The 26,327-nt window shown below is 61.9% G+C and carries 25 protein-coding genes and 1 tRNA gene; 17 read left to right on the top strand and 9 right to left on the bottom strand.

Annotated elements, in window-relative coordinates; translation table 11 throughout:
* The first annotated feature begins 19 nt into the window (after positions 1-19).
* From acs to AB8A33_RS27205, 3 genes are all read left to right on the top strand, one after another.
* Positions 20-1,969 (top strand): acetate--CoA ligase, encoded by a 1,950-nt coding sequence (gene acs, locus AB8A33_RS27215; RefSeq protein ID WP_439096075.1) that lies wholly within the window; start codon positions 20-22, stop codon positions 1,967-1,969.
* Between the two features lie 38 nt (positions 1,970-2,007).
* A complete protein-coding gene (locus tag AB8A33_RS27210; protein ID WP_439095616.1) occupies positions 2,008-3,129 on the top strand; it encodes a Kelch repeat-containing protein in 1,122 nt (373 codons plus the stop codon).
* 273 nt (positions 3,130-3,402) lie between these two features.
* On the top strand, positions 3,403-3,918 hold the full coding sequence (locus AB8A33_RS27205) for a L,D-transpeptidase (RefSeq protein ID WP_439095615.1): 516 nt from the start codon (positions 3,403-3,405) through the stop codon (positions 3,916-3,918).
* Between the two features lie 63 nt (positions 3,919-3,981).
* Here the strand turns inward: AB8A33_RS27205 and AB8A33_RS27200 are convergent, their stop codons facing one another.
* Both AB8A33_RS27200 and AB8A33_RS27195 read right to left on the bottom strand, forming a co-directional pair.
* The gene (locus AB8A33_RS27200; protein WP_439095614.1) at positions 3,982-4,497 is read right to left on the bottom strand and encodes a thermonuclease family protein; all 516 of its coding nucleotides are present in this window, start codon (positions 4,495-4,497) and stop codon (positions 3,982-3,984) included.
* 111 nt (positions 4,498-4,608) lie between these two features.
* Positions 4,609-4,836, bottom strand: a complete 228-nt coding sequence (locus AB8A33_RS27195) for a DUF1674 domain-containing protein (protein WP_439095613.1) — start codon at positions 4,834-4,836, stop codon at positions 4,609-4,611.
* A gap of 195 nt (positions 4,837-5,031) precedes the next feature.
* Between AB8A33_RS27195 and AB8A33_RS27190 the strand changes: the two genes are divergently transcribed.
* From AB8A33_RS27190 to purH, 3 genes are all read left to right on the top strand, one after another.
* Positions 5,032-6,372, top strand: coding sequence for an RsmB/NOP family class I SAM-dependent RNA methyltransferase (locus AB8A33_RS27190; RefSeq protein ID WP_439095612.1), 1,341 nt, complete (start codon positions 5,032-5,034; stop codon positions 6,370-6,372).
* A gap of 182 nt (positions 6,373-6,554) precedes the next feature.
* On the top strand, positions 6,555-8,246 hold the full coding sequence (locus AB8A33_RS27185) for a heparinase II/III family protein (RefSeq protein WP_439095611.1): 1,692 nt from the start codon (positions 6,555-6,557) through the stop codon (positions 8,244-8,246).
* Positions 8,247-8,346: 100 nt separating this feature from the next.
* Positions 8,347-9,939 (top strand): bifunctional phosphoribosylaminoimidazolecarboxamide formyltransferase/IMP cyclohydrolase, encoded by a 1,593-nt coding sequence (gene purH, locus AB8A33_RS27180; protein WP_439095610.1) that lies wholly within the window; start codon positions 8,347-8,349, stop codon positions 9,937-9,939.
* Between the two features lie 9 nt (positions 9,940-9,948).
* Here purH and AB8A33_RS27175 read toward each other — a convergent pair whose 3' ends face one another.
* Complete coding sequence (locus AB8A33_RS27175) at positions 9,949-11,340, bottom strand: MFS transporter (RefSeq protein ID WP_439095609.1); 1,392 nt, start codon at positions 11,338-11,340, stop codon at positions 9,949-9,951.
* Between the two features lie 106 nt (positions 11,341-11,446).
* Between AB8A33_RS27175 and ggt the strand changes: the two genes are divergently transcribed.
* The 3 genes from ggt to AB8A33_RS27160 all read left to right on the top strand — a co-directional run bounded on the left by ggt (position 11,447) and on the right by AB8A33_RS27160 (position 15,463).
* Complete coding sequence (gene ggt / locus AB8A33_RS27170; protein ID WP_439095608.1) at positions 11,447-13,192, top strand: gamma-glutamyltransferase; 1,746 nt, start codon at positions 11,447-11,449, stop codon at positions 13,190-13,192.
* Positions 13,193-13,272: 80 nt separating this feature from the next.
* Positions 13,273-14,577 (top strand): MFS transporter, encoded by a 1,305-nt coding sequence (locus tag AB8A33_RS27165; RefSeq protein ID WP_439095607.1) that lies wholly within the window; start codon positions 13,273-13,275, stop codon positions 14,575-14,577.
* Entirely contained in the window at positions 14,564-15,463 is a 900-nt protein-coding gene (locus AB8A33_RS27160) for an amidohydrolase family protein (RefSeq protein ID WP_439095606.1), read from the top strand. The genes AB8A33_RS27165 and AB8A33_RS27160 overlap by 14 nt, the downstream gene beginning before the upstream one ends.
* On the opposite strand, the gene AB8A33_RS27155 is transcribed toward AB8A33_RS27160, so the two are convergent.
* Positions 15,460-16,125 carry a glutathione S-transferase family protein gene (locus tag AB8A33_RS27155; protein WP_439095605.1) on the bottom strand — a complete coding sequence of 222 codons (666 nt, stop codon included), beginning with the start codon at positions 16,123-16,125 and terminating at the stop codon, positions 15,460-15,462. The genes AB8A33_RS27160 and AB8A33_RS27155 overlap by 4 nt on opposite strands.
* A gap of 135 nt (positions 16,126-16,260) precedes the next feature.
* On the opposite strand from AB8A33_RS27155, the gene AB8A33_RS27150 reads away from it, so the two are divergent.
* From AB8A33_RS27150 to panE, 5 genes are all read left to right on the top strand, one after another.
* Positions 16,261-16,863 carry a DUF2239 family protein gene (locus AB8A33_RS27150; RefSeq protein ID WP_439095604.1) on the top strand — a complete coding sequence of 201 codons (603 nt, stop codon included), beginning with the start codon at positions 16,261-16,263 and terminating at the stop codon, positions 16,861-16,863.
* Between the two features lie 88 nt (positions 16,864-16,951).
* Positions 16,952-18,316, top strand: coding sequence for an MATE family efflux transporter (locus AB8A33_RS27145; protein WP_439095603.1), 1,365 nt, complete (start codon positions 16,952-16,954; stop codon positions 18,314-18,316).
* Between the two features lie 93 nt (positions 18,317-18,409).
* Positions 18,410-19,039, top strand: coding sequence for a 2-hydroxychromene-2-carboxylate isomerase (locus AB8A33_RS27140; RefSeq protein ID WP_439095602.1), 630 nt, complete (start codon positions 18,410-18,412; stop codon positions 19,037-19,039).
* Positions 19,040-19,051: 12 nt separating this feature from the next.
* Positions 19,052-19,789, top strand: a complete 738-nt coding sequence (locus AB8A33_RS27135) for an SDR family oxidoreductase (RefSeq protein ID WP_439095601.1) — start codon at positions 19,052-19,054, stop codon at positions 19,787-19,789.
* Between the two features lie 137 nt (positions 19,790-19,926).
* Complete coding sequence (panE, locus tag AB8A33_RS27130; protein ID WP_439095600.1) at positions 19,927-20,850, top strand: 2-dehydropantoate 2-reductase; 924 nt, start codon at positions 19,927-19,929, stop codon at positions 20,848-20,850.
* A 54-nt stretch (positions 20,851-20,904) separates the two neighbouring features.
* Here panE and AB8A33_RS27125 read toward each other — a convergent pair whose 3' ends face one another.
* The 4 genes from AB8A33_RS27125 to AB8A33_RS27110 form a co-directional block, all read right to left on the bottom strand.
* Positions 20,905-21,495: a c-type cytochrome gene (locus AB8A33_RS27125; protein ID WP_439095599.1), complete on the bottom strand. Its 591-nt coding sequence runs from the start codon at positions 21,493-21,495 to the stop codon at positions 20,905-20,907.
* A gap of 76 nt (positions 21,496-21,571) precedes the next feature.
* Positions 21,572-22,840 (bottom strand): PQQ-dependent sugar dehydrogenase, encoded by a 1,269-nt coding sequence (locus AB8A33_RS27120; protein WP_439095598.1) that lies wholly within the window; start codon positions 22,838-22,840, stop codon positions 21,572-21,574.
* Between the two features lie 261 nt (positions 22,841-23,101).
* Positions 23,102-23,551, bottom strand: coding sequence for a hypothetical protein (locus tag AB8A33_RS27115; protein WP_170849625.1), 450 nt, complete (start codon positions 23,549-23,551; stop codon positions 23,102-23,104).
* Between the two features lie 160 nt (positions 23,552-23,711).
* A tRNA-Gly gene (locus tag AB8A33_RS27110) sits at positions 23,712-23,786 on the bottom strand.
* Between the two features lie 298 nt (positions 23,787-24,084).
* Between AB8A33_RS27110 and trxA the strand changes: the two genes are divergently transcribed.
* The 3 genes from trxA to AB8A33_RS27095 are packed head-to-tail and all read left to right on the top strand — an operon-like array spanning position 24,085 to position 25,976.
* A complete protein-coding gene (gene trxA / locus AB8A33_RS27105) occupies positions 24,085-25,023 on the top strand; it encodes a thioredoxin (RefSeq protein WP_439095597.1) in 939 nt (312 codons plus the stop codon).
* Between the two features lie 30 nt (positions 25,024-25,053).
* Positions 25,054-25,728, top strand: a complete 675-nt coding sequence (locus AB8A33_RS27100) for an LON peptidase substrate-binding domain-containing protein (protein ID WP_439087126.1) — start codon at positions 25,054-25,056, stop codon at positions 25,726-25,728.
* A 47-nt stretch (positions 25,729-25,775) separates the two neighbouring features.
* A complete protein-coding gene (locus AB8A33_RS27095) occupies positions 25,776-25,976 on the top strand; it encodes a Trm112 family protein (RefSeq protein ID WP_068730204.1) in 201 nt (66 codons plus the stop codon).
* Between the two features lie 17 nt (positions 25,977-25,993).
* On the opposite strand, the gene AB8A33_RS27090 is transcribed toward AB8A33_RS27095, so the two are convergent.
* Positions 25,994-26,323 (bottom strand): DMT family transporter, encoded by a 330-nt coding sequence (locus AB8A33_RS27090; protein WP_439087125.1) that lies wholly within the window; start codon positions 26,321-26,323, stop codon positions 25,994-25,996.
* Positions 26,324-26,327 lie beyond the last annotated feature (4 nt).

Genomic DNA, 26,327 nt, shown 5'->3' with positions numbered 1-26,327 from the left:
GGTGGTGGTGGAGGGGACGATGTCCGACAAGATTTACGACGTACCGGCTGAGTGGACGACGCGCGCCTTCGTCGATGACGCGAAATACAACGCGATGTATGCACGCTCGATCAGCGATTCCAACGGCTTCTGGGCCGAGCAGGCCAAGCGCCTCAACTGGAGCCACGCCCCCACCAAGATCGAGAACACGTCCTTTGCCCCAGGCAAGATCTCGATCAAGTGGTTCGAAGATGGCGTATTGAACGCCGCCTATAATTGCATCGACCGGCATTTGCCGAAGCGCGCCAATCAGACAGCGATCATCTGGGAAGGCGACGACCCCTCGCAGTCGAAACACATCAGCTATCAGGAGCTGCACGACGAAGTCTGCAAGATGGCCAACGTGTTGCGCAACCGCAATGTCGGCAAAGGCGACCGCGTCACGATTTATCTGCCAATGATTCCGGAAGCCGCTTACGCGATGCTCGCCTGCGCGCGTATCGGCGCGATCCACTCTGTCGTCTTCGCCGGCTTCTCACCGGACTCGCTGGCGCAGCGCATCACTGACTGCCAGTCGAAGATCATCATCACCGCCGATGAAGGCCTGCGCGGCGGCAAGAAGGTGCCGCTGAAGAACAATGTCGATGCCGCGGTCGCCAAGGCCGGCGGTGTCGACTGGGTCGTTGTCGTCAAGCACACCGGCACACCGGTGAATATGGATCCCGCCCGTGACTTTTGGTACCGCGAAGCCGCCGAAGTCGTCACCACCGAATGCCCCTGCGAGCCGATGAATGCGGAGGATCCGCTGTTCATCCTCTACACGTCGGGCTCCACCGGCCAGCCCAAGGGCGTGCTGCACACCACTGGCGGCTATCTGCTGTTCGCGTCGATGACGCATCAATATGTGTTCGACTATCATGAGGGTGACATCTACTGGTGCACCGCCGACGTCGGCTGGGTCACCGGTCACAGCTACATTCTCTACGGGCCGCTGGCCAACGGCGCGACCACGCTGATGTTCGAAGGCGTGCCGAACTATCCGTCGATGTCGCGCTTCTGGGAAGTCATCGACAAGCACAAGGTCAACATCTTCTACACCGCGCCAACCGCAATCCGCGCGCTGATGCAGGCCGGCGACGAGCCGGTAAAGAAGACCTCGCGCAAGAGCCTGCGATTGCTGGGATCGGTCGGCGAACCGATCAATCCGGAAGCCTGGGAGTGGTACTATCACGTGGTCGGCGAGGCGCGTGCGCCGATCGTCGATACCTGGTGGCAGACCGAGACAGGCGGCATTCTCATCACGCCGCTGCCCGGTGCGACCAGGCTCAAGCCCGGCTCGGCCACGCGGCCGTTCTTTGGCGTCGTGCCGGAGATCGTCGATGCCGATGGCAAAGTGCTGGATGGCGAGACTTCGGGCAATCTCTGCATTGCCAAGTCGTGGCCTGGCCAGATGCGAACGGTCTATGGCGATCACGCGCGCTTCGAGCAGACCTACTTCTCGACCTACAAGAACAAGTACTTCACCGGCGACGGTTGCCGACGGGATGCCGACGGCTATTACTGGATCACCGGCCGGGTCGATGACGTCATCAACGTCTCCGGCCACCGCATGGGCACCGCCGAAGTGGAATCGTCGCTGGTTGCCCATGAGAAAGTGTCCGAGGCCGCCGTGGTCGGCTATCCCCACGACATCAAGGGCCAGGGCATCTACGCTTATGTCACGCTGATGAATGGCGTCGAGCCGACGGAAGAGCTGCGCAAGGAGCTGGTGGCCTGGGTCCGCAAGGACATCGGCCCGATCGCCTCGCCGGACCTCATCCAGTTCGCGCCGGGCCTGCCGAAGACCCGCTCCGGCAAGATCATGCGCCGCATCCTGCGCAAGATCGCGGAGGATGAACCGTCATCTCTAGGTGATACATCGACACTGGCCGACCCCGCCGTGGTCACCGACCTCGTCGAGCATCGGCAGAACAAGAAGCCGGGGGCGTAACCGCTCGCCCGATCTATCGGCAAACACGGAGTGATGTGGTGGATCGTCGGTCATTCGTGTTGGGAAGTGCTGCAGTTGTTGCGGGCGGAGTTTCCGCCCGCGCACAACATGCCGGTCATCCGGCACTACCCGCGGCCCCGTCGTCGAAAGAACCCTACGCCAAACTGCAGGGCGGCGTCCCGCATCACATGACGCCCGAGCAGGAAGCGCAGCGCGTCACTGAGAGTCCCGCGCCAAAGGGACCGCCGGGCAAGTGGATATCGCGCGCTGCACTGCCGTTACCGCGCAGCGAGATGGCCTGGGCGACATCGTGGGCCGATCGCATGCATATCGTCGGCGGCTATGGCGAAGGCCGCGTCGACCGCCCCTATCACCATGTCTACGATCCCGCTTCGGATCAGTGGCTCGACGCCGCGCCGCTGCCGCGCGGCGCCAACCATGTCTCGGTCGCTGCCGATGCCGGCCGCGTCTACGCGCTCGGCGGCTTCATGCAGCAGAACCGCGGTTCGGACCAGAACGCCTATGCCTACGACGTCACTGCCAATCGCTGGGACAATATCGCGCCTTTGCCGCGGCCACGTGGCGCCGGCGCTGCCGTTGCGCTGAACGGTAAGATTCATCTGATCGGCGGCGCGTCTGAGCCAGCGGCCGAGCGCGCCAGTGTCAGCTGGCACGAAGTCTATGATCCCAAGACCGACAAATGGGAGACCCGCAAGGCACTGCCCGGCGCGCGCGACCATGTCGGCTGCGTCGCCACGCGCGGCGTGATCCATGTGATCGGCGGGCGTTTCAATACGTTCGAGTACAATACCGATCTGCATCATGTGTATCTGCCCGAGCGCGACACATGGGAGCTGCGCGCTGCACTGCCGACGATCCGTTCAGGCCATGGCCTTGTCGTGTATCGCGACCGGCTGTTCGCCATGGGCGGCGAATCCGGCGTGGTACAGAACGGCCAGCTCACCCAGGGCAAAGTGTACGGACAGATGGAAAGCTACGATCCGGCCTCCGACACCTGGCAGAGCCACGCGCCGATGCTGACCCCGCGCCATGCGGTCGGCGCCACAGTTATTGGTGACTGGATCTATGTGGCTGGCGGCGGCGCTGTCCTCGGCGGCGCGGTACAATCCGCCGTCCATGAGGCCTTTACGCTGGCCTAGTGACCTCCAACGCATCGCATCTGGCTGCGCTCACGCGATTGTCAGGGGCAGATGGCCGCTGCCGGCCAATTTAGAGCGAGTGTTGTTTTCCGGGCATTTACTTTGTTCAGCGGATTTCCTCTTTAGGCGCTCGTTGGCGCACTCCCCCGCGCCGGCAGAGACCGGTTGTTTACGCGGCTGGTTGAGAATTTCCCGTGTGCAATTGTTTTCGTCGCCTTGAGAGGCGGCACGACCTCGTCGGCCGCTACCGGCCGGGCCGAACTGGAGAGATCGATGTCCTTGAAGATTGCTAGTGCGCTGGCAGCCACCGTTGTCATTGGCGCCCTGATGTCCCCCGCCGCGCAGGCAGCGCCCAATGTGGTCGGCTTCCACGGCGACTATGCCCCCGGCACCATCGTCGTGAAGACCAATGAACGTAAGCTGTATCTCGTGCTCGAACAGGGTCAGGCCGTGCGCTATCCCGTCGGCGTTGGCAAGCCCGGCAAACAGTGGGCCGGCGCCACCAAGATCGACGGCAAGTATCGCCAGCCGGCCTGGGCTCCGCCCGCCGACGTGAAGCGCGACAATCCCAGCATCCCGGACGTGATCGCTGGCGGCTCGCCAGCCAATCCGATGGGCGTTGCTGCGATGACCCTTGCCGGCGGCGAATATGCCATCCACGGCACCAACCGCCCCAATTCGATCGGCGGCTATGTCTCTTATGGCTGCGTCCGCATGTACAACGAAGACATCACCGACCTCTATTCGCGGGTCTCGGTCGGCACGCCGGTGATCGTCACCCAGCGCTAATCGCTAGCAGCTTCGCTATTCTGAAAAGCCGCGCATGATGCGCGGCTTTTTGTTTTGCTGATCTCAGCGGTTATCGCACCAGCCGTTGCGATGGCCGCCGCCATACGCGCGCACGTGACCAGCACCGAGCAGTGCAGCCGACACGTTCGGCGTTTGCCTGGTCGCCACATCGGCGACTACGCGGCCGGGATATTTGTCAGGCCCGATATTGTAGATCGTGAGGCTTCCCTCGCGGAGCAACTTGGTCAGTGCGGCCGTCGCGGTTTCTGCTTTCTGAATCTCGCGCGCGCATTGCCCCTTCAGCTCCGGCGCATCGATGCCCCGCAAACGAATGCGCACGCTGACGTCTTCACCCGAGCCAAGATGAACGCGCGCGCCAAAAGTATCGCCATCGATGGCATAGCGCATCTCGATCGGATAGCGCGCCTCAGCATTGCCGGCGCGCCTGACGATCGCCTCGGAATCGCGGGCCGCCTCGGTCTGATCCGCGCCGGGCAGGAACGGCAGCCAACGCTTCACCGGCAGCATGGTGCCGGCGGCCAGGCCGAGCACGAATACCCACGGCATCGCCGCGGACATGCGGGATCGCCACGGCGACGCACGGTGAATGCGCGATGCTGGGGTCATCGCCCTGCGATAATGTGAGTCGAAACAGCCGGCCAGAAGAATCTGGCCACAATGACGCGACGGCTAGAAGTCGGACGCAATACCCTTGCGTTCCCAGTCGCCGAAGCGCGTGGGCTCCGGACCTTCAGGTCCCTGAAACTCTTTCGCTTTCGCCGAAGTATTTGCTGCAGCTGCGGCCCGGCGCGCTTCCGCCTCGGCCAGCGCGCGCTGCGCGGCGGGCGTTAAAACTTTTTTCAGGGCCGGCTCATGCTCCGGCAAAGACGTTGCGGACTCGGAAGGAATGTCGTTCATCTCAGGTTTCCTGCTGAACCGGCAAGGGCGGCACGCGTTACATAAATCACTGTCGAACAGTTGCCGTTCGACTGTGAGCATATAAGGGCGATTCTTACATTTGGCATATTCGCATGCGACAGAATCGCTCCCATCCAATGGCCGCACGCTGAGCCTGCCCGTGCCATTGCCCGCCCTCAGTCGTGATGTTTTTGTATGTCGCAAGTAAGATACGCACCGCCAACCGAGGTCCCCGGCCTCGCCGCGCGACGGATTGCGGCGGATATTCTCGACGGCGTCTTGCACAAGCACCGGACCCTCGACGACCAGCTCGAAGGCGCCGCCGCCCATCCCGGCCTGAAAACGCTGTCTGACCGCGACCGCGCGCTGATGCGCCGCCTGGTTGCGACGATCCTGCGCAGGCTCGGTACGCTCGGGCATATTCTCTCCCGCCTGCTCGACCGCGGTGTTCCTACAGATGCACCGCGCGCGCAAAGCGCGCTCCTGATCGGCGCTGCCCAGATCCTCTGGATGGACGTACCGGATCACGCCGCCGTCGACCTGTCGGTCCGCATGGTGCAATCCGACCGTAAGGCTGCGAAATATGCCGGGCTGGTCAATGCCGTATTGCGGCGCTGCGCGCGAGAAGGCCAGCCGCTGATCGACGAAGTGGCCGCTCAGACTCTCGACATCCCGCCATGGCTGATGGCGCGCTGGACGGCGCATTACGGCGAGACGGCCGCGAAGGAAATGGCCGTGGCGCTGAGCCATGAGCCGTCGCTCGATCTCACCGTCAAATCCGAAGCCGATGCCTGGGCCACGCGCCTGCACGGCGAAGTGCTTCCAACCGGTTCCGTCCGAACCTTGCTGCAGGGCTCGGTGACTATGCTGCCCGGCTTCGATGACGGCCAGTGGTGGGTGCAGGACGCCGCGGCGGCACTACCCGCACGACTGTTCGGCGACCTCAAGGGCAAGCGCATCGTCGATCTCTGCGCCGCACCGGGCGGCAAGACCGCACAGCTGGTCCATGGCGGCGCTCAGGTGACGGCCGTAGACCGCTCGCCGAACCGCGTGGCGCGCCTGCGCGAGAATCTGACGCGTCTGTCGCTGGAAGCCGAAACCGTCGTCGTCGACGGCACCGAATATCCCGGCGAGGGTTTTGACGGCGTACTGCTAGACGCGCCCTGCTCCTCCACCGGCACCATCCGGCGGCATCCCGACGTCGCCTGGCTGAAACAGGACTCCGACATCGTCATGCTGACAGCGCTGCAGCGACGCCTGCTGCAGAAGGCAGCCTCCATCCTGAAGCCCGGCGGAACCCTGGTCTATTGCACCTGTTCGCTGGAGCCCGAAGAAGGCGAACAGGCCATCGCCGACCTGCTGGCCAAGGACTCCAGCATGCGCCGCGCCCCCGCCGACGCCAGCGAAGTGGCCGGCCTTGCCGAGATCGTCACCCCCGATGGCGATCTGCGCACTCTGCCGAGCCATCTACCCCATGCCGACCCCCGGCTGGGCGGGCTCGACGGCTTCTATGCGGCGCGACTGATTAAATCCTGATATTCACAGAGTAATCTCCCGATTCGCGAGGCTTCCACAGGGGGCCTCCTTGTACTGTGTGCGGACCGCGTTTCCGGCTAAAAGGATTCGCAACAAACCTTTCTCTCCAGTTCAAGGCGCGCGTGGTCGCTCATCGCAGACGTATCTCGAGGCTGATCCTCGGCCGCTTCGCGCGGAGCGCGATGTCGCGCGCGTCTGGCGGATCGGCAGCGCTGGCCCGATTGTGGCCCGGACGCACCGATCGCCTGATCATCGCTCCGCATGATCTGCGCACCACCGACGCCACCCGCGCCGCCGAAATCTATGCCGGGCGCTTCGTCTTTGCCGGCAAGATCGTCACCTGTCACGGCCGTTCGATCTTCGACCTGGAACCGCCATCGGAAGACTGGGAAGTCTCACTGCTCGGCTTCGGCTGGCTGAGGCATCTGCGCGCCGCCGACACCGCTATCACCCGCGCCAACGCCCGCTCGCTGATCGACGACTGGATGTCGAATCCGTCGCGCAAGCGTCCTGTCAGCCGCCGCGCCGACGTCATCGCGCGCCGCGTGATCTCGCTGCTATCGCAGGCACCACTGGTGCTCGGCGATACCGACGGGAAATTCTATCGCCGCTATCTGCGCTCGCTCAGCCGCGAGATTCGCTCGCTACGCTACGCGCTGTCGCACGCTCCCGACGGCGTGCCGAAGCTGCAGGTACTAATCGCGCTGTGCTACGCATCGCTCTGCCTCGCCAACCAGGCGCGCCACATTCGTACCGCCACACGCAAACTCTCTGACGAATTGCAGCGCCAGATCCTGCCCGACGGTGGGCATATTTCGCGCAATCCTGGCGCACTGATCGAATTGCTGATCGATCTGCTGCCGCTGCGGCAGACCTTTGCCGCCCGCAACATCGCGCCGCCCCCGGCGTTGCTGAACGCCATCGACCGCATGATGCCGATGTTGCGGTTCTTCCGTCACGGCGATGGCTCGTTCGCGCTGTTCAACGGCATGAGCAATGCGCCGTCGCATCTGCTGGCGACGCTGCTGGCCTATGACGACACTCATGGCGTGCCAATGGCGCATATGCCGCACACCGGCTTCCAGCGCCTCGAAGCCGGCCAGATGACCGTGATCATCGATACCGGTCCGCCGCCGCCGCCGAGTGTCAGCCACGATGCTCATGCCGGCACGCTGTCGTTCGAACTGTCGTCCGGCCCAAGCCGCATCGTCGTCAATTGCGGGATGCCGTCGACCGGACGCGACAACTGGCGTGCTTTCGCACGTGGCACCCCCGCGCATTCGACCATGACCTATCACAACACCTCGTCGTGCCAGTTCATCGAGCGCAGCGCGATGAAGAAGTTTCTGCAGGGCGCACCGATCGTCAATGGTCCGCATGTGGTCGAGAGCTATCGCGAGATCACCTCAAGCGGCACCATGCTGACCACGTCGCATGACGGCTATCACCCACGCTTTGGCGTCACCCATCGGCGCGTGCTGATGATCTCCGAGGACGGTTCGAAACTCGAGGGCGAGGACATCGTCGCGGCAGCGCCCGGCGCGCGGCTGAAAGGCAGTAATACCGACTACGCGTTGCGCTTCCATCTGCATCCGTCCGTGAAGGCCAGCCGGCTCAGCGACGCCCGCGGCGTCATGCTGGTATTGCCGAACCGTGACGTCTGGACCTTCGAAGCCCTCGACGACAAGGTCGAGCTCGAAGACAGCGTGTTCCTGGCCGGCAATGACGGGCCCCGGCGAACCGCCCAGATCGTGATCCATCAGAACGCCCAGCAGAACTCCAGCATCCGCTGGAGTTTTGCCCGCTCGGCCTCCTCGCCGTCGCAGACCACAGCCCGCCGCAATGCCCGTCGCGAGCCGGAATTGCCTTTGTAAATCAGGCCTTCCCGACGAAATTGCTGGCATGCAAGCCCTTGCGGTTTCTTGCACCGCGAAACCATGCTACGCGGCGGTCTTCTCCCATGGGATACGCATCATGACCGACCATCCGCGCAAGGTTATCCGCGCTTTATTGTCCGTTTCCGATAAGTCCGGGCTGATCGAATTTGCACGCGCGCTGTCCGCTCACGGCATCGACCTCGTCTCCACCGGCGGTACCGCCAAGGCGATCGCTGCGGCCGGCCTGAAGGTCTCCGACGTGTCCGATCTCACCGGCTTCCCGGAAATGATGGATGGCCGGGTCAAGACGCTACATCCGAAGGTCCATGGCGGCCTGCTCGCGATCCGCGACAATGCTGAACACGCCAAGGCGATGAAGGATCACGGAATTTCGCAGATCGATCTGCTCGTCGTGAACCTCTATCCGTTCGAAGAGACCGTCGCGAAGAATGCATCCTACGAGGATTGCATCGAGAACATCGACATCGGCGGCCCGGCCATGATCCGCGCGGCTTCCAAGAACCATGACGACGTCACCGTCGTCGTCGAGCCCTCCGATTATCAGTCGGTGCTCGACGAACTCGCGACCAACAAGGGCGCGACCACGCTGACGCTGCGCCGCCGCCTGGCAGCCAAGGCCTATGCCCGCACCGCGGCCTATGACGCTGCGATCTCGAACTGGTTCGCGGATCAATTGAAGATCACCGCACCGGATTTCCGTGCTGTCGGTGGCAAGCTCGTCGAAGCGTTGCGTTACGGCGAGAACCCCCACCAGACCGCTGCGTTCTATCGCACACCCGAACTGCGCCCCGGCGTGTCCTCGGCGCGGCAGGTGCAGGGCAAGCAACTGTCCTACAACAATATCAACGACACCGATGCGGCCTATGAATGCATCGCCGAGTTCGATCCAAAGCGCACCGCGGCCTGTGTCATCGTCAAGCACGCCAATCCTTGCGGCGTTGCCGAAGGCAGCAGCCTCGTTGAAGCCTATCGCAAGGCACTGGCCTGCGATTCGACCTCGGCATTCGGCGGCATCGTTGCGCTGAACAAGACGCTCGATGCAGATACCGCGCGCGTGATCACGGAGATCTTCACCGAAGTGATCGTGGCGCCTGACGCCACCGAGGAAGCCATCGCCATCGTCGCTGCCAAAAAGACCTTGCGCCTGCTGCTGGCTGGCGCATTGCCGGATCCGCGCGCACCGGGCTTCACGTACAAGACGGTTGCCGGCGGTCTTTTGGTCCAGAGCCGCGACAATGCTGTTGTCGACGACATGGTGCTGAAGGCTGTGACCAAGCGCCAGCCGACCGACGCCGAACTGCGCGATCTCAAATTCGCCTTCCGCGTAGCAAAGCACATCAAGTCGAACACCATTGTCTATGCCAAGGACCTTGCCACTGTCGGTATCGGCGCCGGCCAGATGAGCCGCATTGATTCCGCGCGCATCGCAGCGCGCAAGGCGCAGGATGCGGCGATCGAGATGAAGCTCGCACAGCCAATGACCAAGGGATCGGTGGTCGCGTCAGACGCGTTCTTCCCGTTCGCGGACGGCTTGCTCGTTGCCATCGAGGCCGGAGCCACCGCGGTGATCCAGCCCGGCGGTTCGGTGCGCGACGATGAAGTGATCAAGGCGGCTGATGATGCCGGCATCGCCATGGTGTTCACCGGCGTCCGCCACTTCAAGCACTGAGGCCGAGGCTCAGGCTTCTCGCACCCGCGCGAGCAGGCCGAGACCTCCGACAAAGAACAGCACCAGCACCGCCATGCCAGCCTTCTGGCTGGCGGTGACCGCGGTGACAAGGCCGATCAGCAGCGGCCCCATGAAGGACGTCACCTTTCCGGTCAGTGCGAACAGGCCGAAGAACTGCGCGATGCGATCCTGCGGTGCCAACCGGATCAACAGCGTACGCGATGCCGCCTGTAGCGGGCCGCCAGCCATGCCGATCAGGCAACCAAGCAGGAGATAGGCTTTCTCTGCCGGCGCTGCGAACAAGCCGCCGCCAGGCACCGGTGGTGTGACCTTGATGAAGAAGATGGTTTCGCGATCGATCAGCAGGATCGCGATGATCGAGGTCAGCAGCAGCAGGATGCTGCCGGTGATCACGCGCTTCGGGCCCAGCGCATCGTCGAGCCTGCCGCCGATGAAGGCGCCGAATGTGCCGGCGATCGCGAGGACGATGCCGAATGTGCCGATCTGAATCGTATTCCAGCCGAACGTGCCGGCCGCATAGATGCCCCCGAAAGCAAACAGCGACACCAGCCCGTCGGTGTAGATCATGTTGGCAATCAGGAATGCCATCATCGAGCGATGCTTCGGCAATTCGCTTAGCGTGTGCCTGAGATCGGTCAGACCTGCACGCACGGCGTGACCGGGCGAAACTTTCGCAGGAAAATCCGGCGTCAGCAGAAACATCGGCAGCACGAAGACGACGAACCACAGGCCCGACAGTGGCGCCGAAATGCGATCGCCCTGGAACGTCGCGGGATCGAGACCGAGGATCGGGACCAGACCAAACAGCGTACGTCCCGTCGTCGGATTCGCAGCCATGAAGCCGAGCACGATGATGAGGCTCAGAATGCCGCCGACATAGCCGAGCGCCCAGCCGGAGCCCGACAGGCGACCGATTTTATCCGGCGGCACCAGCGTCGGCATCATCGCATTGTTGAACACCGTAGCGAATTCGACGCCGATCGTCGCAAATCCATAGGCAATCAGCAGCGGCAGGATCAACGCGGGATCGCCAGGCTTGCCGATCCACATGATGCAGGCACCGATCACGAAAATCGCACCGAAACCTGCTATCCACGGCTTGCGGCGGCCGCTCGCATCGGCAATCGCGCCAAGCATCGGCGATGCCAGCGCGATGATCAACCCGGCCGCAGCGGTGGCAAAGCCCCACAGCGATTGTCCCGTGGCGGCATCGGATGCCACGCGCGTGGCGAAGTAGGGCGCGAAGACAAAGGTGGTGATGAGACTGAAGTAAGGCTGCGCCGCCCAGTCGAAAAACATCCAGCTGATCACCGCAGAGCGCGGTGGATAGGTCTTTGGCGCGGCTGTCACAGAGGCTGATGAAGCGGCGGCGACCGCCATGCGTGGTATCCCCCGCGAATCACAGAGTGTTGTCTCGTCCGTTTCACAAGCCATATAGCATTCGAGACGGCGATGCGATCATGTCCGCTGTCAGCCGGAGTGATCGATGGTACCGTTTGCTTTCCTGCGTTGTACGTGCGTCGCAGCACTCGCATTTATACTCGTCGTCCCGGCATCAACAAACGCGCAGCAGGCGCGTGACATCTATACCCCCGCACCGCCAGGCACGCTCAAACCCATCGCTGCCAAGCATGGCATGGTCGTCGCTCAGGAGAAAATCTCCGCCAAGGTCGGCGCGGATGTCATGGCGCACGGGGGCAATGCGATCGATGCGGCTGTTGCGAGCGGTTTCGCCATGGCTGTCACCTATCCGCGCGCCGGTAATATCGGCGGTGGCGGTTTCATGGTGATCCATACAGCCTCCGGCGAAGACGTCACCATCGACTATCGCGAGACCGCGCCGGCCGCTGCCACCCGCAACATGTTTCTCGGCAGCGACGGCAAACCGGACACCGCAAAATCCCGCGATTCCGCTTTGGGCATCGGCATCCCCGGCACGGTGGCGGGACTTGCGCTGGCGCTGGAGAAATACGGCTCGGGCAAGTTCACATTGTCGGATCTGTTACAGCCCGCGATTGCGCTGGCGCGCGACGGCTTCATCCTGACTGACGACGGCGCAGATACGCTGCCGGATTGGCACAGGCGCCTGGCGCGCTGGCCCGCAACGAAGAAGATCTTTTCGCGTGATGATGGCACGTCGCTGCGCGACGGCGACCGGTTGATCCAGACAGACCTCGCAACAACGTTCACAGCGATTGCCGCACAGGGACCGCGCGGCTTCTATGAAGGCCCCGTCGCCGAGAAGCTGGTCAGCGGCATCAATGCGGCAGGCGGCATCTTCACGGCAGACGATCTCAAGACCTATCAGCCCGTGGTTCGCACACCGGTCCGCGGCAGCTATCGCGGCTACGACATTATCTCAATGCCGCTGCCATCATCCGGCGGAACGGTGCTGCTGGAGACGCTGAATATTCTCGAAGGCTTTCCGATGGGTGAGATGCGGCAGGCCTCCGCTCCGTCGCTGCATCTGCTGGTCGAGGCCATGAAGCGTGCTTATGCGGATCGCGCGCGCTATCTAGGCGATCCCGCTTTCGTCAACGCGCCGATCGCGACGCTGACTTCGAAGGACTACGCTGCCGGGCAGCGCGCCTCGATCGACCCCAACAAGGCAACGCCGTGGACCGATGCACTCTCGGCCGTGCCGCCGCGCGAAGGACAGAATACGACCCACTATTCGGTGGTCGACAGCGCCGGCAATGCGGTGAGCAACACTTACACGCTGAACTTCAGCTATGGCGTCGGCCTCGTCGCCGACGGCACCGGCGTGCTGCTCAACAACGAGCTCGATGACTTTACCGCCGCACCCGGCGCATCCAATGCCTATGGACTTGTCGGCTTTGAAGCCAACCTGCCCGGCCCCGGCAAGCGGCCGCTGTCATCGATGTCGCCGACCATCGTGCTGAAGGACGGCAAGCCGGTGCTCGTCACCGGCTCGCCCGGCGGCAGCCGCATCATCTCGACGGTGCTGCAGGTGATCGTCAATGTGCTCGACTACAGAATGGATGTGATGTCGGCCGTCGCGACCTCTCGCCTGCATCACCAGTGGCTGCCTGATGAAGTGCGCATCGAACGCGGCTTCAGCGAAGAGATCCTCAGTGCCCTGGGTGCCATGGGCCACAAGGTGGTCGAGCCGATGGGCCAGACTTCGGCCAATTCTATTCTCGTGACGCCAGACGGCTTGCTTGGCGCCCCTGATCCGCGTACGCGTGGCGCTGAGGCATCTGGGTACTGACGTGCAATGACATATCCGGTGCCTCCAGGGGCGCGCGGGTGAGCGCCCCCGAACCAAGACGACAAACGGGGGAAACAATCATGAGCGGCAACCGACCAATCGATCCCGGCGCTATCGAGCGCGCGGAAATCGAAGACACCAGCCTTCTGGCCTTCTATCGCGACATGAATTTGCCGGAGCGCCGCACATTCTGGGCCTGCGCCACGGGCTGGGCGCTCGATGGCATGGATTTCATGATCTACCCGCTGGTGATCGGCACCATCATCGTGATGTGGAAGGTCGATCCCGGCACTGCCGGCCTTGCTGGCACCGTGACACTACTCGCATCCGCCATCGGCGGCTGGCTCGGCGGCTATCTTGCCGACCGCATCGGTCGCGTCCGTACACTTCAGCTCACAATTCTCTGGTTCTCGTTCTTCTCGCTGGTCTGTGCGTTCGTGCAGAATTTCGATCAGCTGCTGGTGGCGCGAGCGCTGCTCGGCCTCGGTTTCGGCGGTGAATGGGCCGCAGGCGCGGTGCTGATGGGCGAAGCCATCCGCCCGCAATATCGCGGTCGCGCGGTTGGGTCGGTGCAGTCGGGCTGGGCGATCGGCTGGGGTCTTGCCGTGCTGTCGCAGGCGATCCTGTTCTCATATCTGCCGCCGGACGTCGCGTGGCGTTGGATGTTCGCCATCGGCGCACTGCCGGCCTTGCTGGTGCTGTATCTGCGTCGCTATGTCGAAGAGCCGGCCATCGCCGTCGAAACCCGCGCCAAGCAGAATGCCAGTGGAGATCGGCCGAAGCTCAGCGAAATCTTCGCTGGCCCGATGCTGAAGACCACGATTCTCGCTTCGCTCGCCGCAACCGGTTGTCAGGGTGGCTACTACGCCATCACTTTCTGGGTGCCGCGCTTCCTCACCACCGAGCGCAAGCTGTCGATCGTCTCGTCGACGGGCTATCTCTCGGCTCTGATCATCGGCTCCTTCATCGGCTATCTGGTCGGTGCCTGGCTCGCCGACCGCATCGGCCGCCGTAACCTGTTCCTGACCTTTTCGCTCGGCGCCATCGCCGTCATCCTGGTCTACACACAGGTGCCGCTCACCAACGAAGTGCTGTGGGTCCTCGGCTTCCCGCTCGGCTTCTTTGCCTCGGGCTACTTCTCCGGCATGGGCGCGTTCCTCACGGAGCTCTATCCGACACGCCTGCGCGGATCGGGCCAGGGCTTCTGCTACAATTTTGGCCGCGGCATCGGCGCTCTGTTCCCGTTCCTGGTCGGCGCGCTGTCCAACACCACCAGCCTCGGCAACGCCATCGCAATCTTCGCGGTGCTGGCTTACAGCCTGTTCTTCCTTGCGGCCTTCGCGCTGCCTGAAACCCGCGGACGTATTCTCTATGCAGACGCCTGATCCATTATCGAGCGAACCCCGGGCTTGCCCGGGGCCGCAACCGACCCAGCGCAGCGCGACACGGTTCACCGTGCCGCGTGGCGCCGTTGATACTCACGCCCATGTGATCGGTCTGCCGCCGGACTATCCGTTCGTCGCCGGGCGCAGCTACACGCCGCCAGAAGCCACAGCTACATCCTATCTATCGATGCTCGATGCGACCGGCATGACTTACGGCGTGCTGACGCAAGTCAGCGTGCATGGCACCGACAATCGCCTGCTGGTGGATGCACTCACTGCCAATCGCCACCGGTTGCGCGGCATCGCCGTGATCGGGCTCGATTGCCCCGAGAAGGAGAAGGCGGCGCTGAAAGAAGCCGGCGTCGTCGGCCTTCGGCTCAACGTGCTTTATGGCGGCGGAATGGGGTTCGCGCAGCTTGAGGACTATGCGTCGCTCTGCCGCGAAATGGGCTGGCATCTGCAGTTTCTGATTGACGCCAAGGACATTCCTGCTCTGGCCTCACGCTTTGCGAAACTGCCGGTACCATTTCTCATTGACCACATGGGACACTTCCCGACCTCACGCGGCATCAACGATCCGGGCTTCGACGCTCTGGTCGGACTCGTGCGTGACGGCGCATGGGTGCGGCTGTCCGGCGCCTATCGCACCAGCATCCAGGGTGGCCCACCCTATAGCGATACGATTCCGTTCGCGCAGAAGCTGGTCGCCGCCAATGCCGATCGTTGCATCTGGGGCTCCGACTGGCCGCATGTGGCGAACTGGGACGTGATGATGGGCGTGAGCGATCTGCTCGACCTCTTGGCCGATTGGGTGCCGGATGAGACGACGCGCAATCGTATCCTCACGAACAATCCGCAAAAGCTGTTCGGCTTCCCCGCGGTCTAGCGCCCCACCGAATACGGCCCGCCCTTCTCCAGCGCACGCTGATAGGCGGGCCGCGCGTGGATCTTCGCGAGCCACGCCATTGCCTTGGGATGTCCTTGCTCTAGCCCGGCCCGCGCCGAGGCGGCTTCGAGCGGGAAGCTCATCTGGATATCGGTGGCGCTGAATTCGTTGCCGGCGAACCATTCGCTCTTCGACAGTTCGCCTTCCCAGAACGCCATATGCTGTTTGAGCTGCGGATCGACCAACGTGTTCAGCGCTTTCGCCGCGATGGCATTGACCACCGGACGCATCAGTAGCGGCGCGCGCTTCGGCAGCATCATGAAAATGAGTTTCAACAACAACGGCGGCATCGCCGATCCCTCGGCATAATGTAGCCAGTAAGTGAACCGCAGCCGCTCCGGCGTATGGTCGGCCGGGATCAGCCGACCGTTGCCATAGGTCTTGATCAGATATTCGACGATCGCACCGGACTCGGCGATCGTGTTGCCGTTGTCGGTGATGACAGGCGACTTGCCGAGCGGATGGATCGCCCGCAGCTCCGGCGGCGCCAGCATGTTGGGCTGCCGATTGTACCTGATGATCTCATAGGGAACGCCGAGCTCCTCGAGCAGCCACAGAACGCGCTGGGAGCGCGAGTTATTCAGGTGATGGACAGTGAGCATGGCGGGTCCTTCTGGGCGCGAAGCCGGGCAAGCGACAGAATTACACCCGGGTGATATTGACTCAATTATTACCCGGGTATAAATAGCGTTAGATCAACTGCATTCCATCGCAGAATTTATGGCGCAGGTTTCACAATGAATACAACGTCTTCCAGCTCCTTCACCGCATTTGCCGGCGAACGGCTGCTAGCTTCTGGGCCGTTGGCCGAGGTGGCCATTGCCGTGAAGATCGCGACCGGCGCAATCGCCGACCCGATCATCATTTTCGACAACGCCACCGGCAAGTCCCTCGACATCGATTTGCGCGGCAGCCATCGCGAGGTCGTCGCCCGTCTGCCTCAGCCAACAACCATCGAGTCAGAAACCGACGCGCCCGCTGAACCCCGTGGCCGTGGCCGGCCGAAGCTCGGCGTCGTCGCCCGCGAAATAACGCTGTTGCCGCGACACTGGGATTGGCTCGGCGCACAGCCGGGCGGTGCCTCAGTCGCGCTGCGCAAACTGGTCGAAAATGCTCGCCGCGCCAATGGCGACCGCGATCGGCAGCGCGCGGCACGCGATGCCGCCTATCACTTCATGTCGACAATGGCCGGTAATCTGTCGGGCTTCGAGGAAGCGTCGCGCGCGCTGTTTGCTGGCGATCGACGGCGCTTCACCGAACTCATCGCGAATTGGCCAGTCGATATCCGCGATCACATCGTAATACTCGCATTTCGTGATCAGGCCGCCTCCTCGGCCTGATCACCCGGCCCCATCGACCACCACAACACCGTGCGCATCAACACGCGCTAACGGACCGTTATGTCTTCGTGCCAACCGAGAACCCGCCATGTCTGAGCCTTTGCCGATGACACCGCGTCCTTTGTGGAGGACGTTTCTCACCTTCCTTGCACCGATGATGCTGAGCAACGTGCTGCAGTCATTGTTCGGCACCTTCAACAATATCTATCTCGGCCAGATGATCGGCGTCGATGCGCTCGCAGCCGCATCCGGATTCTTCCCCGTGATGTTCTTTCTGGTGTCCTTCGTTATCGGATTGAGCATAGGCGCAACGGTGCTCATCGGTCAGGCATGGGGCGCCGGCGAACGGGAGAAGATCGCCGTGATCGCGGGCACGACCTTTACGGTCTGTCTCCTCTTTGGACTCGTGACCGCGATTGTTGGCGGCTTGTTCAGCCGCCCCCTGATGGTCGCGCTCTCCGTACCAGAAAATATTGTCGACGAGGCCAGCAACTACGCACGCATTATGTTGGTCGCGATGCCACTGACATTTCTGTTTGTCATCTGGACGTCCATGATGCGGGGTGTAGGTGACACTGTCACGCCGTTGCTGGCCCTGACGATTTCCACGGCGATTGGTCTCGTTCTGACCCCGGCATTGATCAACGGATGGTTCGGCCTGCCTCAGCTCAACATAGCCAGTGCAGCATGGGCCTCTGCGACGTCGAGCCTCGTCACACTGACATGTCTCGGCTTCTACCTCAGCCGCAAACGCCATCCGCTGGCCTGCAGCGCTGCGGTTCTCGCTCACTTGCGACCCAATCCGGCGCTTCTCGGCAAGATCCTCCGCATCGGCTTTCCTGCCGCCGTGGGAATGGTCGCGATGTCGCTCGCCGAACTCGTATTGCTCGGCCTAGTCAATGGCCACGGCTCCAGCGCCACCGCGGCTTACGGTGCCGTCAATCAGGCCATGGCCTATGTCCAGTTTCCTGCGATGTCGATCGGCATTGCGGTATCGATCCTGAGCGCTCAGATGATCGGCGCGGGCCGCACCGATCGCGTTGATGCCGTGGTTCGCACCGGATTGATGATGAACCTGGTTCTGACCGGCAGTCTGGTCGCGCTGACCTATCTGTTTTCGCGCGCCGTCATGGCCTTGTTCATCACCGATCCCGTCGTGCTCGATCTCGCGCAGAACCTGCTGCACATCGTATCCTGGAGCTCGGTCATGTTCGGGATGTCGCTGGTTTTTTCCAACGCGATGCGCGCGAGCGGAACGGCGATTGCACCCATGCTCCTGTCGCTGGTGGCGATCGCCGGGATCGAGGTACCCGCCGCCTTCATCCTCGATCGTCACCTCGGACTTCAAGGCATCTGGATCGCCTATGCGATGACGTTCTGCGTCATGTGCATTCTGCAGATGAGCTATTACCAACTGGTCTGGAAGAAGCAGCGCATCGAGCGCCTTATTTGACCCTCGCTCAGGCACATCCCAAAGGATGACGATCATCATAAAGTTAATGGACGAACCGGTATCCCTACGGCACAATACGCCCAGAAAATAACGATGGGAGAGACCGCCTTGACCAAAGCTGCCCCGCAATTCCTGTTCGATTTCGGCAGTCCCAATGCGTTTCTCAGTCACGAGGCAATTCCCGCGATCGAAGCACGTACCGGCGCGAAGTTTGAATATGTCCCGGTCCTGCTGGGGGGCATCTTCAAGGCGACCAATAATCGCTCGCCGGCCGAAACCTATGCTGGCGTCAAAAACAAGCGCGAGTTTCATCAGCTCGAGACCGAGCGCTTCGTGAAGCGCTTCGGAGTCAAGCCCTACACGATGAACCCGTTCTTTCCGGTCAACACACTGAACCTGATGCGCGTCGCCATCGCGGCACAGCTTGACAGCGTGTTCGAGAAATACGTCGAGGCGGCATTCCATCATATGTGGGGTGAGCCAAAGAAGATGGATGACCCCGAAGTGGCCATCAAAGCGCTGACCGACTCGGGTCTCGATGGCGCAAGACTGTTCGCACGCGGACAGGAGCCCGAGGTGAAGGCAGTGCTGGTGGCAAACACGCAGACCGCCGTCGAGCGTGGCGCCTTCGGCTCGCCGACTTTCTTCGTGGGTAACGAGATGTTCTTCGGCAAGGAGCAGCTGCGCGAAGTCGAGGAACTGATCACCGGCGCCAGCAAGTAACAGGAGAGTTTCATGCAGAAGCGCAACGCGACTGTCGCTGTTATCGGCGCCGGGGATTATATCGGCGCCGAGATCGCCAAGAAGTTTGCCGCCGAAGGTTTCACGGTGTTCGCCGGGCGCCGCAACGGCGACAAGCTGGCGCCTTTGGTGGCAGAGATCGAGGCCATGGGTGGCACGATCGTGGCGCGCTCGCTGGATGCCCGCAAGGAAGACGAAATCGCCGCCTTTCTCGATGACGCAGATGCGCATGCTCCCTTGGAGATTTGCATCTTCAATGTCGGCGCCAATGTGAATTTCCCGATCCTGGAGACGACCGAGCGGGTATTTCGCAAGGTCTGGGAGATGGCCTGCTATTCCGGTTTCCTGGCCGGGCGCGAAGCTGCCCGGCTGATGATGCCGCGTGGCCAGGGCAACATCTTCTTCACGGGCGCCACCGCGAGCTTGCGTGGCGGCAGTGGCTTTGCCGCTTTTGCATCGGCCAAATTCGGATTGCGTGCAGTAGCTCAGGCGATGGCCCGCGAGCTCGGCCCGAAAAACATTCATGTCGCCCATCTGATCATCGACAGCGGCGTCGACACCGCCTGGGTGCGCGAGCGCCGCGAGCAGATGTGGGGCAAGGAGGCGCTGAACAATCCCGATTTATTGATGCCACCGGCCTCGGTCGCTCAGTCATACTGGCAGCTCTATCAGCAGCCGCGTAGCGCCTGGACGTTCGAGCTGGAGATCCGTCCGTTCGGAGAGAAGTGGTAGAAGCAAAACCTGCTTCGTGGTGAGGAGTGCGACTTTGCGCATCTCGCCTAAACGCGGGTTTGTTAGGCCGTGATGAGATCTCTGTCTGAACCAATCGAACAATAAAATTCAGAACAACCCAACTAAGGAATTCCTCAATGCGTATTCTCGTGGTCGGCGCCGGTGCCATCGGCGGCTATTTCGGCGGCAGGCTGTTGCAGGCCGGCAATGACATCACCTTTCTTGTCCGCCCAAAGCGCGCCGGTGAACTGGCGAGCGCCGGCCTTGTCATCAAGAGCCCGCATGGCGACGTGACCCTGAAGAATCCGCCGACGGTGCAGGCTGACACGATCAAGGAGAAATTCGATGTCGTGCTGCTGAGCTGCAAGGCCTTCGATCTCGACGACGCCATCGCGTCCTTCGCACCGGCTGTTGGGCCGAACACAGCGATCATTCCGCTGCTCAACGGCATGAAGCATCTCGACGTGCTGGAGAAGAAATTTGGTGCGGAGAACGTGATGGGCGGTCAGTGCCAGATCGCAGCGACGCTCAACGAGGCGCGCGAAGTGGTGCAGATGGCGCCGATGCAAGTGCTCAGCTTCGGCGAACGCAAGGGCGGCAGTTCAGATCGCGTGAAGGCGATCGCCGCAATCATGGCGACCGGCAACTTTGGCGGCACAGCCTCCGAGACCATCATGCAGGATATGTGGGAGAAGTGGGTCTTCCTAGCGACGATTGCCGGCGCGACCAGCGCCATGCGCGGCGCGGTCGGCGATATCGTGGCGGCACCCGGCGGCCGCGACTTTATCCTTGGCGTGCGCGATGAGATGAGCGCCGTCGCCAAGGCCAATGGCTTCGCACCGCGGGCAGCGTTCCTGGAACGCACCGAGGGCATGCTGACGGCGGAAGGTTCGAAGATGACCGCCTCGATGTATCGCGACATCCTCAACAAGGCGCAGATTGAGGCCGACCAGATCGTCGGCGATGTCATCGCCCGCGCCGATGCCGCCAAGGTTGCCGTGCCGCGACTGCGGATGATCTATACGCATCTCAAGGCGTATGAGCATCAGCGGGTAGCGTAAGCATCACGACGTAGCCCGGATTGAGCCAATCGCAATCCGGGCTACGCTTTCATCTCATAGACGCGCCAGATAATGCGCCAGCGCGGTGATTTCTTCTTCACTCAGCGAATAGGCAACCTCGGCCATCGCTGCCATGCCGCCACCGGCGCGGACGCCGGACTTGTAATCGCGCAGCGCTTTGACGAGATAGTCCTCGCGTTGTCCGGCGATACGCGACACCGCTTTCGTGCCACCATAACTGTCTGTGTGACACGACGCACAGCGACGGCCGACCGCCGCTTGCGCGCCCTTGGCCGACAGATCCGGATTGTCATCGGGCTTTTTGCCCTCCGGCGGTTTCAGCGAGGCGAAATAGGCGCCAAGATTGCGGATGTCGTTGTTGTCGATCTGCTCCAAGATCGGCTGCATCTGTTCGTTCTTGCGCGTGCCTGAACGAAAGAACACCAGCTGCCACTGGATAAACAGATCCGGCTGGGCGGCGAGCGATGGCACGTTCTCCATTTGCGAGATGCCGTTCTCGCCATGACATCCACTGCAGAGCTCGGCTTTCTCCTTGCCGGCGGCGATATCGGCGGCATCAGCCGGACTGGACCCAGAACCAAGAACTAGAAAGACAAGAACAGCCGCGATTGCAGAACGATGCATGAGCCACATTCCCATTCCAGAATACATGAGGCTGGAGCTGCGGATGACGCAACTCCAGCCTCACGCAATTCGCGACTTACTTCGCGTAGCTGATGCGATAGATCGCGCCTGCCCAATCGTCGGCAATCAGCAGCGATCCGTCCTTGGCCAGGACGATATCGGCAGGACGGCCGAGATAGCCCTGGTCACCCTCGATCCAGCCAGAGGCGAAGATCTCCTGCTTGGCGTTCTTCCCATCCGGCCCGGCGATCACACGCTTGATACGTGCGCCCTGATACTTGTGCCGATTCCACGAACCATGCTCGGCAATGAAGATGTTGTTCTTGTATTCGGCAGGAAACATGTTGCCGGTATAGAACTTCATCCCCAGTGGCGCGACATGGGCGCCGAGATTCAACACCGGCGGCGTGAATTCCGAGCACTTGTGACCCATGGCGAATTTCGGATCCGGCATGTTGCCTTGATGGCAATGCGGATAACCGAAATGCTCGCCGAGCTTCGAGATCATGTTGAGCTTGTCGCTCGGCATATCGTCGCTGATCCAGTCGCGCGCATTTTCGGTGAACCAGTATTTGCCGGTGCGGGGATCGACATCGCCGCCGACGCTGTTGCGAACGCCGAGCGCCACGATTTCGGCATTGCCGGTCTTGGGATCGACACGGCGGATCTGCGAGAGGCTGGTCGGCGGAATGCCGATGTTGAAGGGAGGTCCAAACGGAACGTAGAACCAGCCGTCCTTGTCCGGCGCGAGATACTTCCAGCCATGCGCTGCGAATGACGGCATGTCGTCATAGACCACCTTGCCGTCACCGAGCTTGTCGATATTTGCCTCGGCATTCTCGTATTTGATCAGCTTGTTGATATCGATCACATAGAGCGCACCGTCCTGAAAGGCGATGCCCGTCGGCATCTTCATGCCCTTGATGACGGTCTTGACCTCTTTCTTGCCGCCCTTGTCGGTGATCGCATAGACGTTGCCGAGGCCGAACGAGCCGACAAAGAGCGTGCCTTTATCGCCCCAGGCCATCTGCCGCGCCGCCAGCACGCCGGATGCATAGACCTCGATCTTGAATCCCGGCGGCAGCTTGATCTTCTTTATCATGGCTGCGAGTTCGGCGTCGGACGCACCGGTCGGCGGACCTGACGGTGGCGCGAGGCCCTTCTGTGCCTCGGTCTCGTCGCCGAGGAACCAGTCGTCCGGCGGATTGGTCCAGAATTCCTTGGTATCGGATTTGTAGCTCTTGAGCTTCTGCTGTGCGCTCGCTTGATTGAGCGAGGCCATGCCGATCGCCGTAGCGAGGATGGCGGCGCACGCAACAACGGATCGACCAGTCATCGATTTCATCGCGTCACTCCCTGTGCAGCTTATTGCGGCTGCTATGTCTTAATTGAACGTTCGAGACGAACTTTATTGGTCTGTGATTTCTCAGACAGTGAGATGCTAGCACAAATGTCGCAAGTGAAAAGCGCAACTAACGCTCGCGCAAATGAAAGACGTCGCCATCACGACGACATCTTGAAAAGAAATTTTGAGAGTTAGTTCCAGTAGCCTGATGCAATTGGCGCATCGCACCGCATCATCGCGCGATCATTGCTACGTTTTTTTTTAAAGGCTGCCCTTGGTGAGATAGCGCCAGGCCACGGCCAGCAAGATCAGCCCGATGAAGATCAGCGCGACCGGCAGCTTCTTCTTTTCGCGCGGGGGCGGTGGCGTGTTGGGCTTGATCCGGCGAAAAGGCGTGACGTTGTTATTGTTGTCGTCGGGCATTGGTCTTGATCTCGAAGCCGTCTTGATGATGGGCGCGATGCCGGTGCCGCCCATGCGGGAATAATAGCTGCGGTAGACAGTCTGGATGGTGGCTTCGGCCGCGGCTGGCTCGGATTGTTTGCCACGCGCCAGCAGCGCGAGATAGCCCGCATAGAATGTCTGGGCTTCCTGCGGCAGCGCGTCGAGGCTTTTCAGCTTCGCCATCATCACCCAGGTCGCAAAATCCGCCCGCGCCTCGTCATTGGCACGCTTGGCAATTTCCAGGTTGGAATCAGTGGTCGACGGCATCGTCAGTCTCGTACCCGCTTCGCCCGTGGATTGTCTGCCCAACGCCCGATGATTTCAAGCGATGCGGGGCGGATCTGCGTGCCTGCGGATTACAAACGACAAGGCCGCCTGACGGCGGCCTGCGATCGATAAAACTGATGCCAAAAAACCAGGAAAATTCTGGAGCGGGCGAAGGGATTCGAACCCTCGACCCCGACCTTGGCAAGGTCGTGCTCTACCACTGAGCTACACCCGCATCCGAGAAGACAGGCGGCGATTGCTCGCCGCCGACGCGCAGACCTATGCCAAATGCCGGTGGCGAATGCAACAGTTAGACTGCATCTCGGATCGCGACGAGTTAATCGCGGTTTATGGCCCTTTGAGCCTGATTCCGCCCAGAAAATGGGTCAAAACAGCCAAATGTCGCCTCTCGGGTCGAAACGGCCCCTGCCGGACCTATTTCACCGGATTGCAAATTACTGTCACGAACGCCATTTAATCGCTCAGGCCATGCTAGAAGCAGCCAAATTTTTCAGACATCGAGCGAGGTTCACGTGACCATCATGGATCAGGGCGGCGCACAGGCGCCGCAGGCAGGTTCGACGCCGCAGGCAGCAACCGCTCTCATCAAGGACACGACCACCCGCACCTTCGTGCAGGACGTCATCGAGGAATCCAAGCGCCAGCCGGTCCTGATCGACTTCTGGGCGCCTTGGTGTGGTCCGTGCCGCCAGCTGACTCCTGTCATCGAGAAAGCCGTGACCGCCGCCAAGGGCAAGGTGAAGCTGGTCAAGATGAACATCGACGAGAATCCGGAGATTCCCGGCCAGATGGGCATCCAGTCGATCCCGGCCGTGATTGCCTTCGTCAACGGCCAGCCGGCCGATGGCTTCATGGGTGCGGTTCCGGAGAGCCAGGTCAACGCGTTCATCGACAAGCTGACAGCCGGCATGCCTGGGGCCGAGCCGACGGCAGCAGAGTTGCTTCAGGAAGCTGAAGCGATTCTGGCTGAGGGCGATCCGGCGACCGCCGCCTCGATCTATGGCGAGGTGATTGCCGCCGACGCCGGCAATATCGCCGCCATTGCTGGTCTTGCCCGCTGTTACGTCGAGACCGGCGCCATTGAGCAGGCCAAGCAGACGCTTGAGCTCGTCCCGGTCGCGAAGCGTGAGGACGCTGCGGTCAAGGCCGTGCAGGCCAAGATCGACCTGGTCGAACAGGCCAGCGCGCTCGGTCCGGTCACCGAACTGGAACAGAAGGTCGCGGCGAATCCGCTCGACCATCAAGCCCGCTTCGACCTTGCGATCGCGCTCAATGCCGGCAACCAGCGCAGCGAGGCCACCGGTCATCTGCTCGAAATCGTCAAGCGTGACCGCAAATGGGACGACGACGGCGCCCGCAAGCAATTGATCCAGCTCTTCGACGCCTGGGGACCGACGGATGAGGCCACCGTTGACGGTCGCAGGCGGTTATCGACTATCCTGTTCTCGTAATTCTCCTCGCGTGACGAATCGGAACCGGACATGCCCATCAATGCCGACTATCGCGGGCCTGCCGAACTTCCCGAGGTGATCCCGGTCTTTCCGTTACCGGGTGCACTGCTCCTGCCGCGTGGCCAGATGCCGCTGAACATTTTCGAGCAGCGTTATCTGGCGATGATCGACGATTCGCTTCGCGACGGGCACCGGCTGATTGGCATGATCCAGCCCGACGCGGCGCATTCGCCCGATGAGGCCAGGCCGGCACTGTTCAAAGTCGGCTGTGTCGGGCGCATCACCCAGCTCGCCGAATCCGGTGACGGCCGCTACATCCTCGAACTGACCGGCGTTTCCCGTTTCGAGGTGGTGCAGGAACTCTCGGTGCTGACCGCGTACCGGCAGTGCAAGGTCGACTACTTCCCCTTCATCGACGATTTTACCGCACGCAAAGGCGAAGATGATGTGGATCGGACCGCGCTGCTCGCGGTGCTCAACGACTTCCTCAAGGCCAACAACCTGAAAGTGGATTGGGAAGGCATCGACAAGGCCCCCAACGAGGCCCTGGTGAATGCGCTGGCGATGATGTCGCCCTATGGTCCGCCCGAGAAGCAGGCGATGCTCGAAGCGCCCGATCTCAAGACCCGCGCCGAGATCCTGATCGCTGTCACTGAAATGGATCTGGCCAAGAAGCGCACCAGCGGCGACCCACCGCTGCAGTAATTCTGATAAATAACCATGATCCACGACCGCATCACCGGAGCGCACCCATGACCACACCGCCAATCGAGCGCGCCGAAAGCACCGTCGACGCCAAGCTGCTCGAGATTCTGGTGTGCCCGCTGACCAAGGGGCAACTCGAATTCGATGCGGCCCGCCAGGAGCTGATCTCGCGCCAGGCCAAGCTTGCTTATCCAATCCGTGATGGCATTCCGATCATGCTGCCGGAAGAAGCGCGGAAGATCGACTGAATTTCTGATGTAGCGGCTCATGCCGGCGCAAATCTCAGGGCGACGATGCCCGCTACGATGAGCGCGACCCCACCGCCACGCAGCAGACTCATCGACTCGCCAAACAGCACGCTTCCGAACAGGACCGTGCCGGCTGCACCAATCCCGACCCATACCGCGTAGGCGGATCCCACCGGCAAAACCTCCAGAACCCGACCGAGCAGATAGACGAACGCGGCGAGGAAAATCAGCGACAGGATGGTCCAGCCCGGCCGGGTGTAACCCGCCGCATATTTCATCGAGATCGCCCACCCCACATCCAGAAGCCCGGCCACGATCAGCAGCAGCCATGCGACACCCTGGCTCATGGCT

Source organism: Tardiphaga sp. 813_E8_N1_3 (genome assembly GCF_051811025.1).
GTDB lineage: Bacteria > Pseudomonadota > Alphaproteobacteria > Rhizobiales > Xanthobacteraceae > Tardiphaga.
This window is presented reverse-complemented; position numbering and strand designations above follow the sequence as displayed.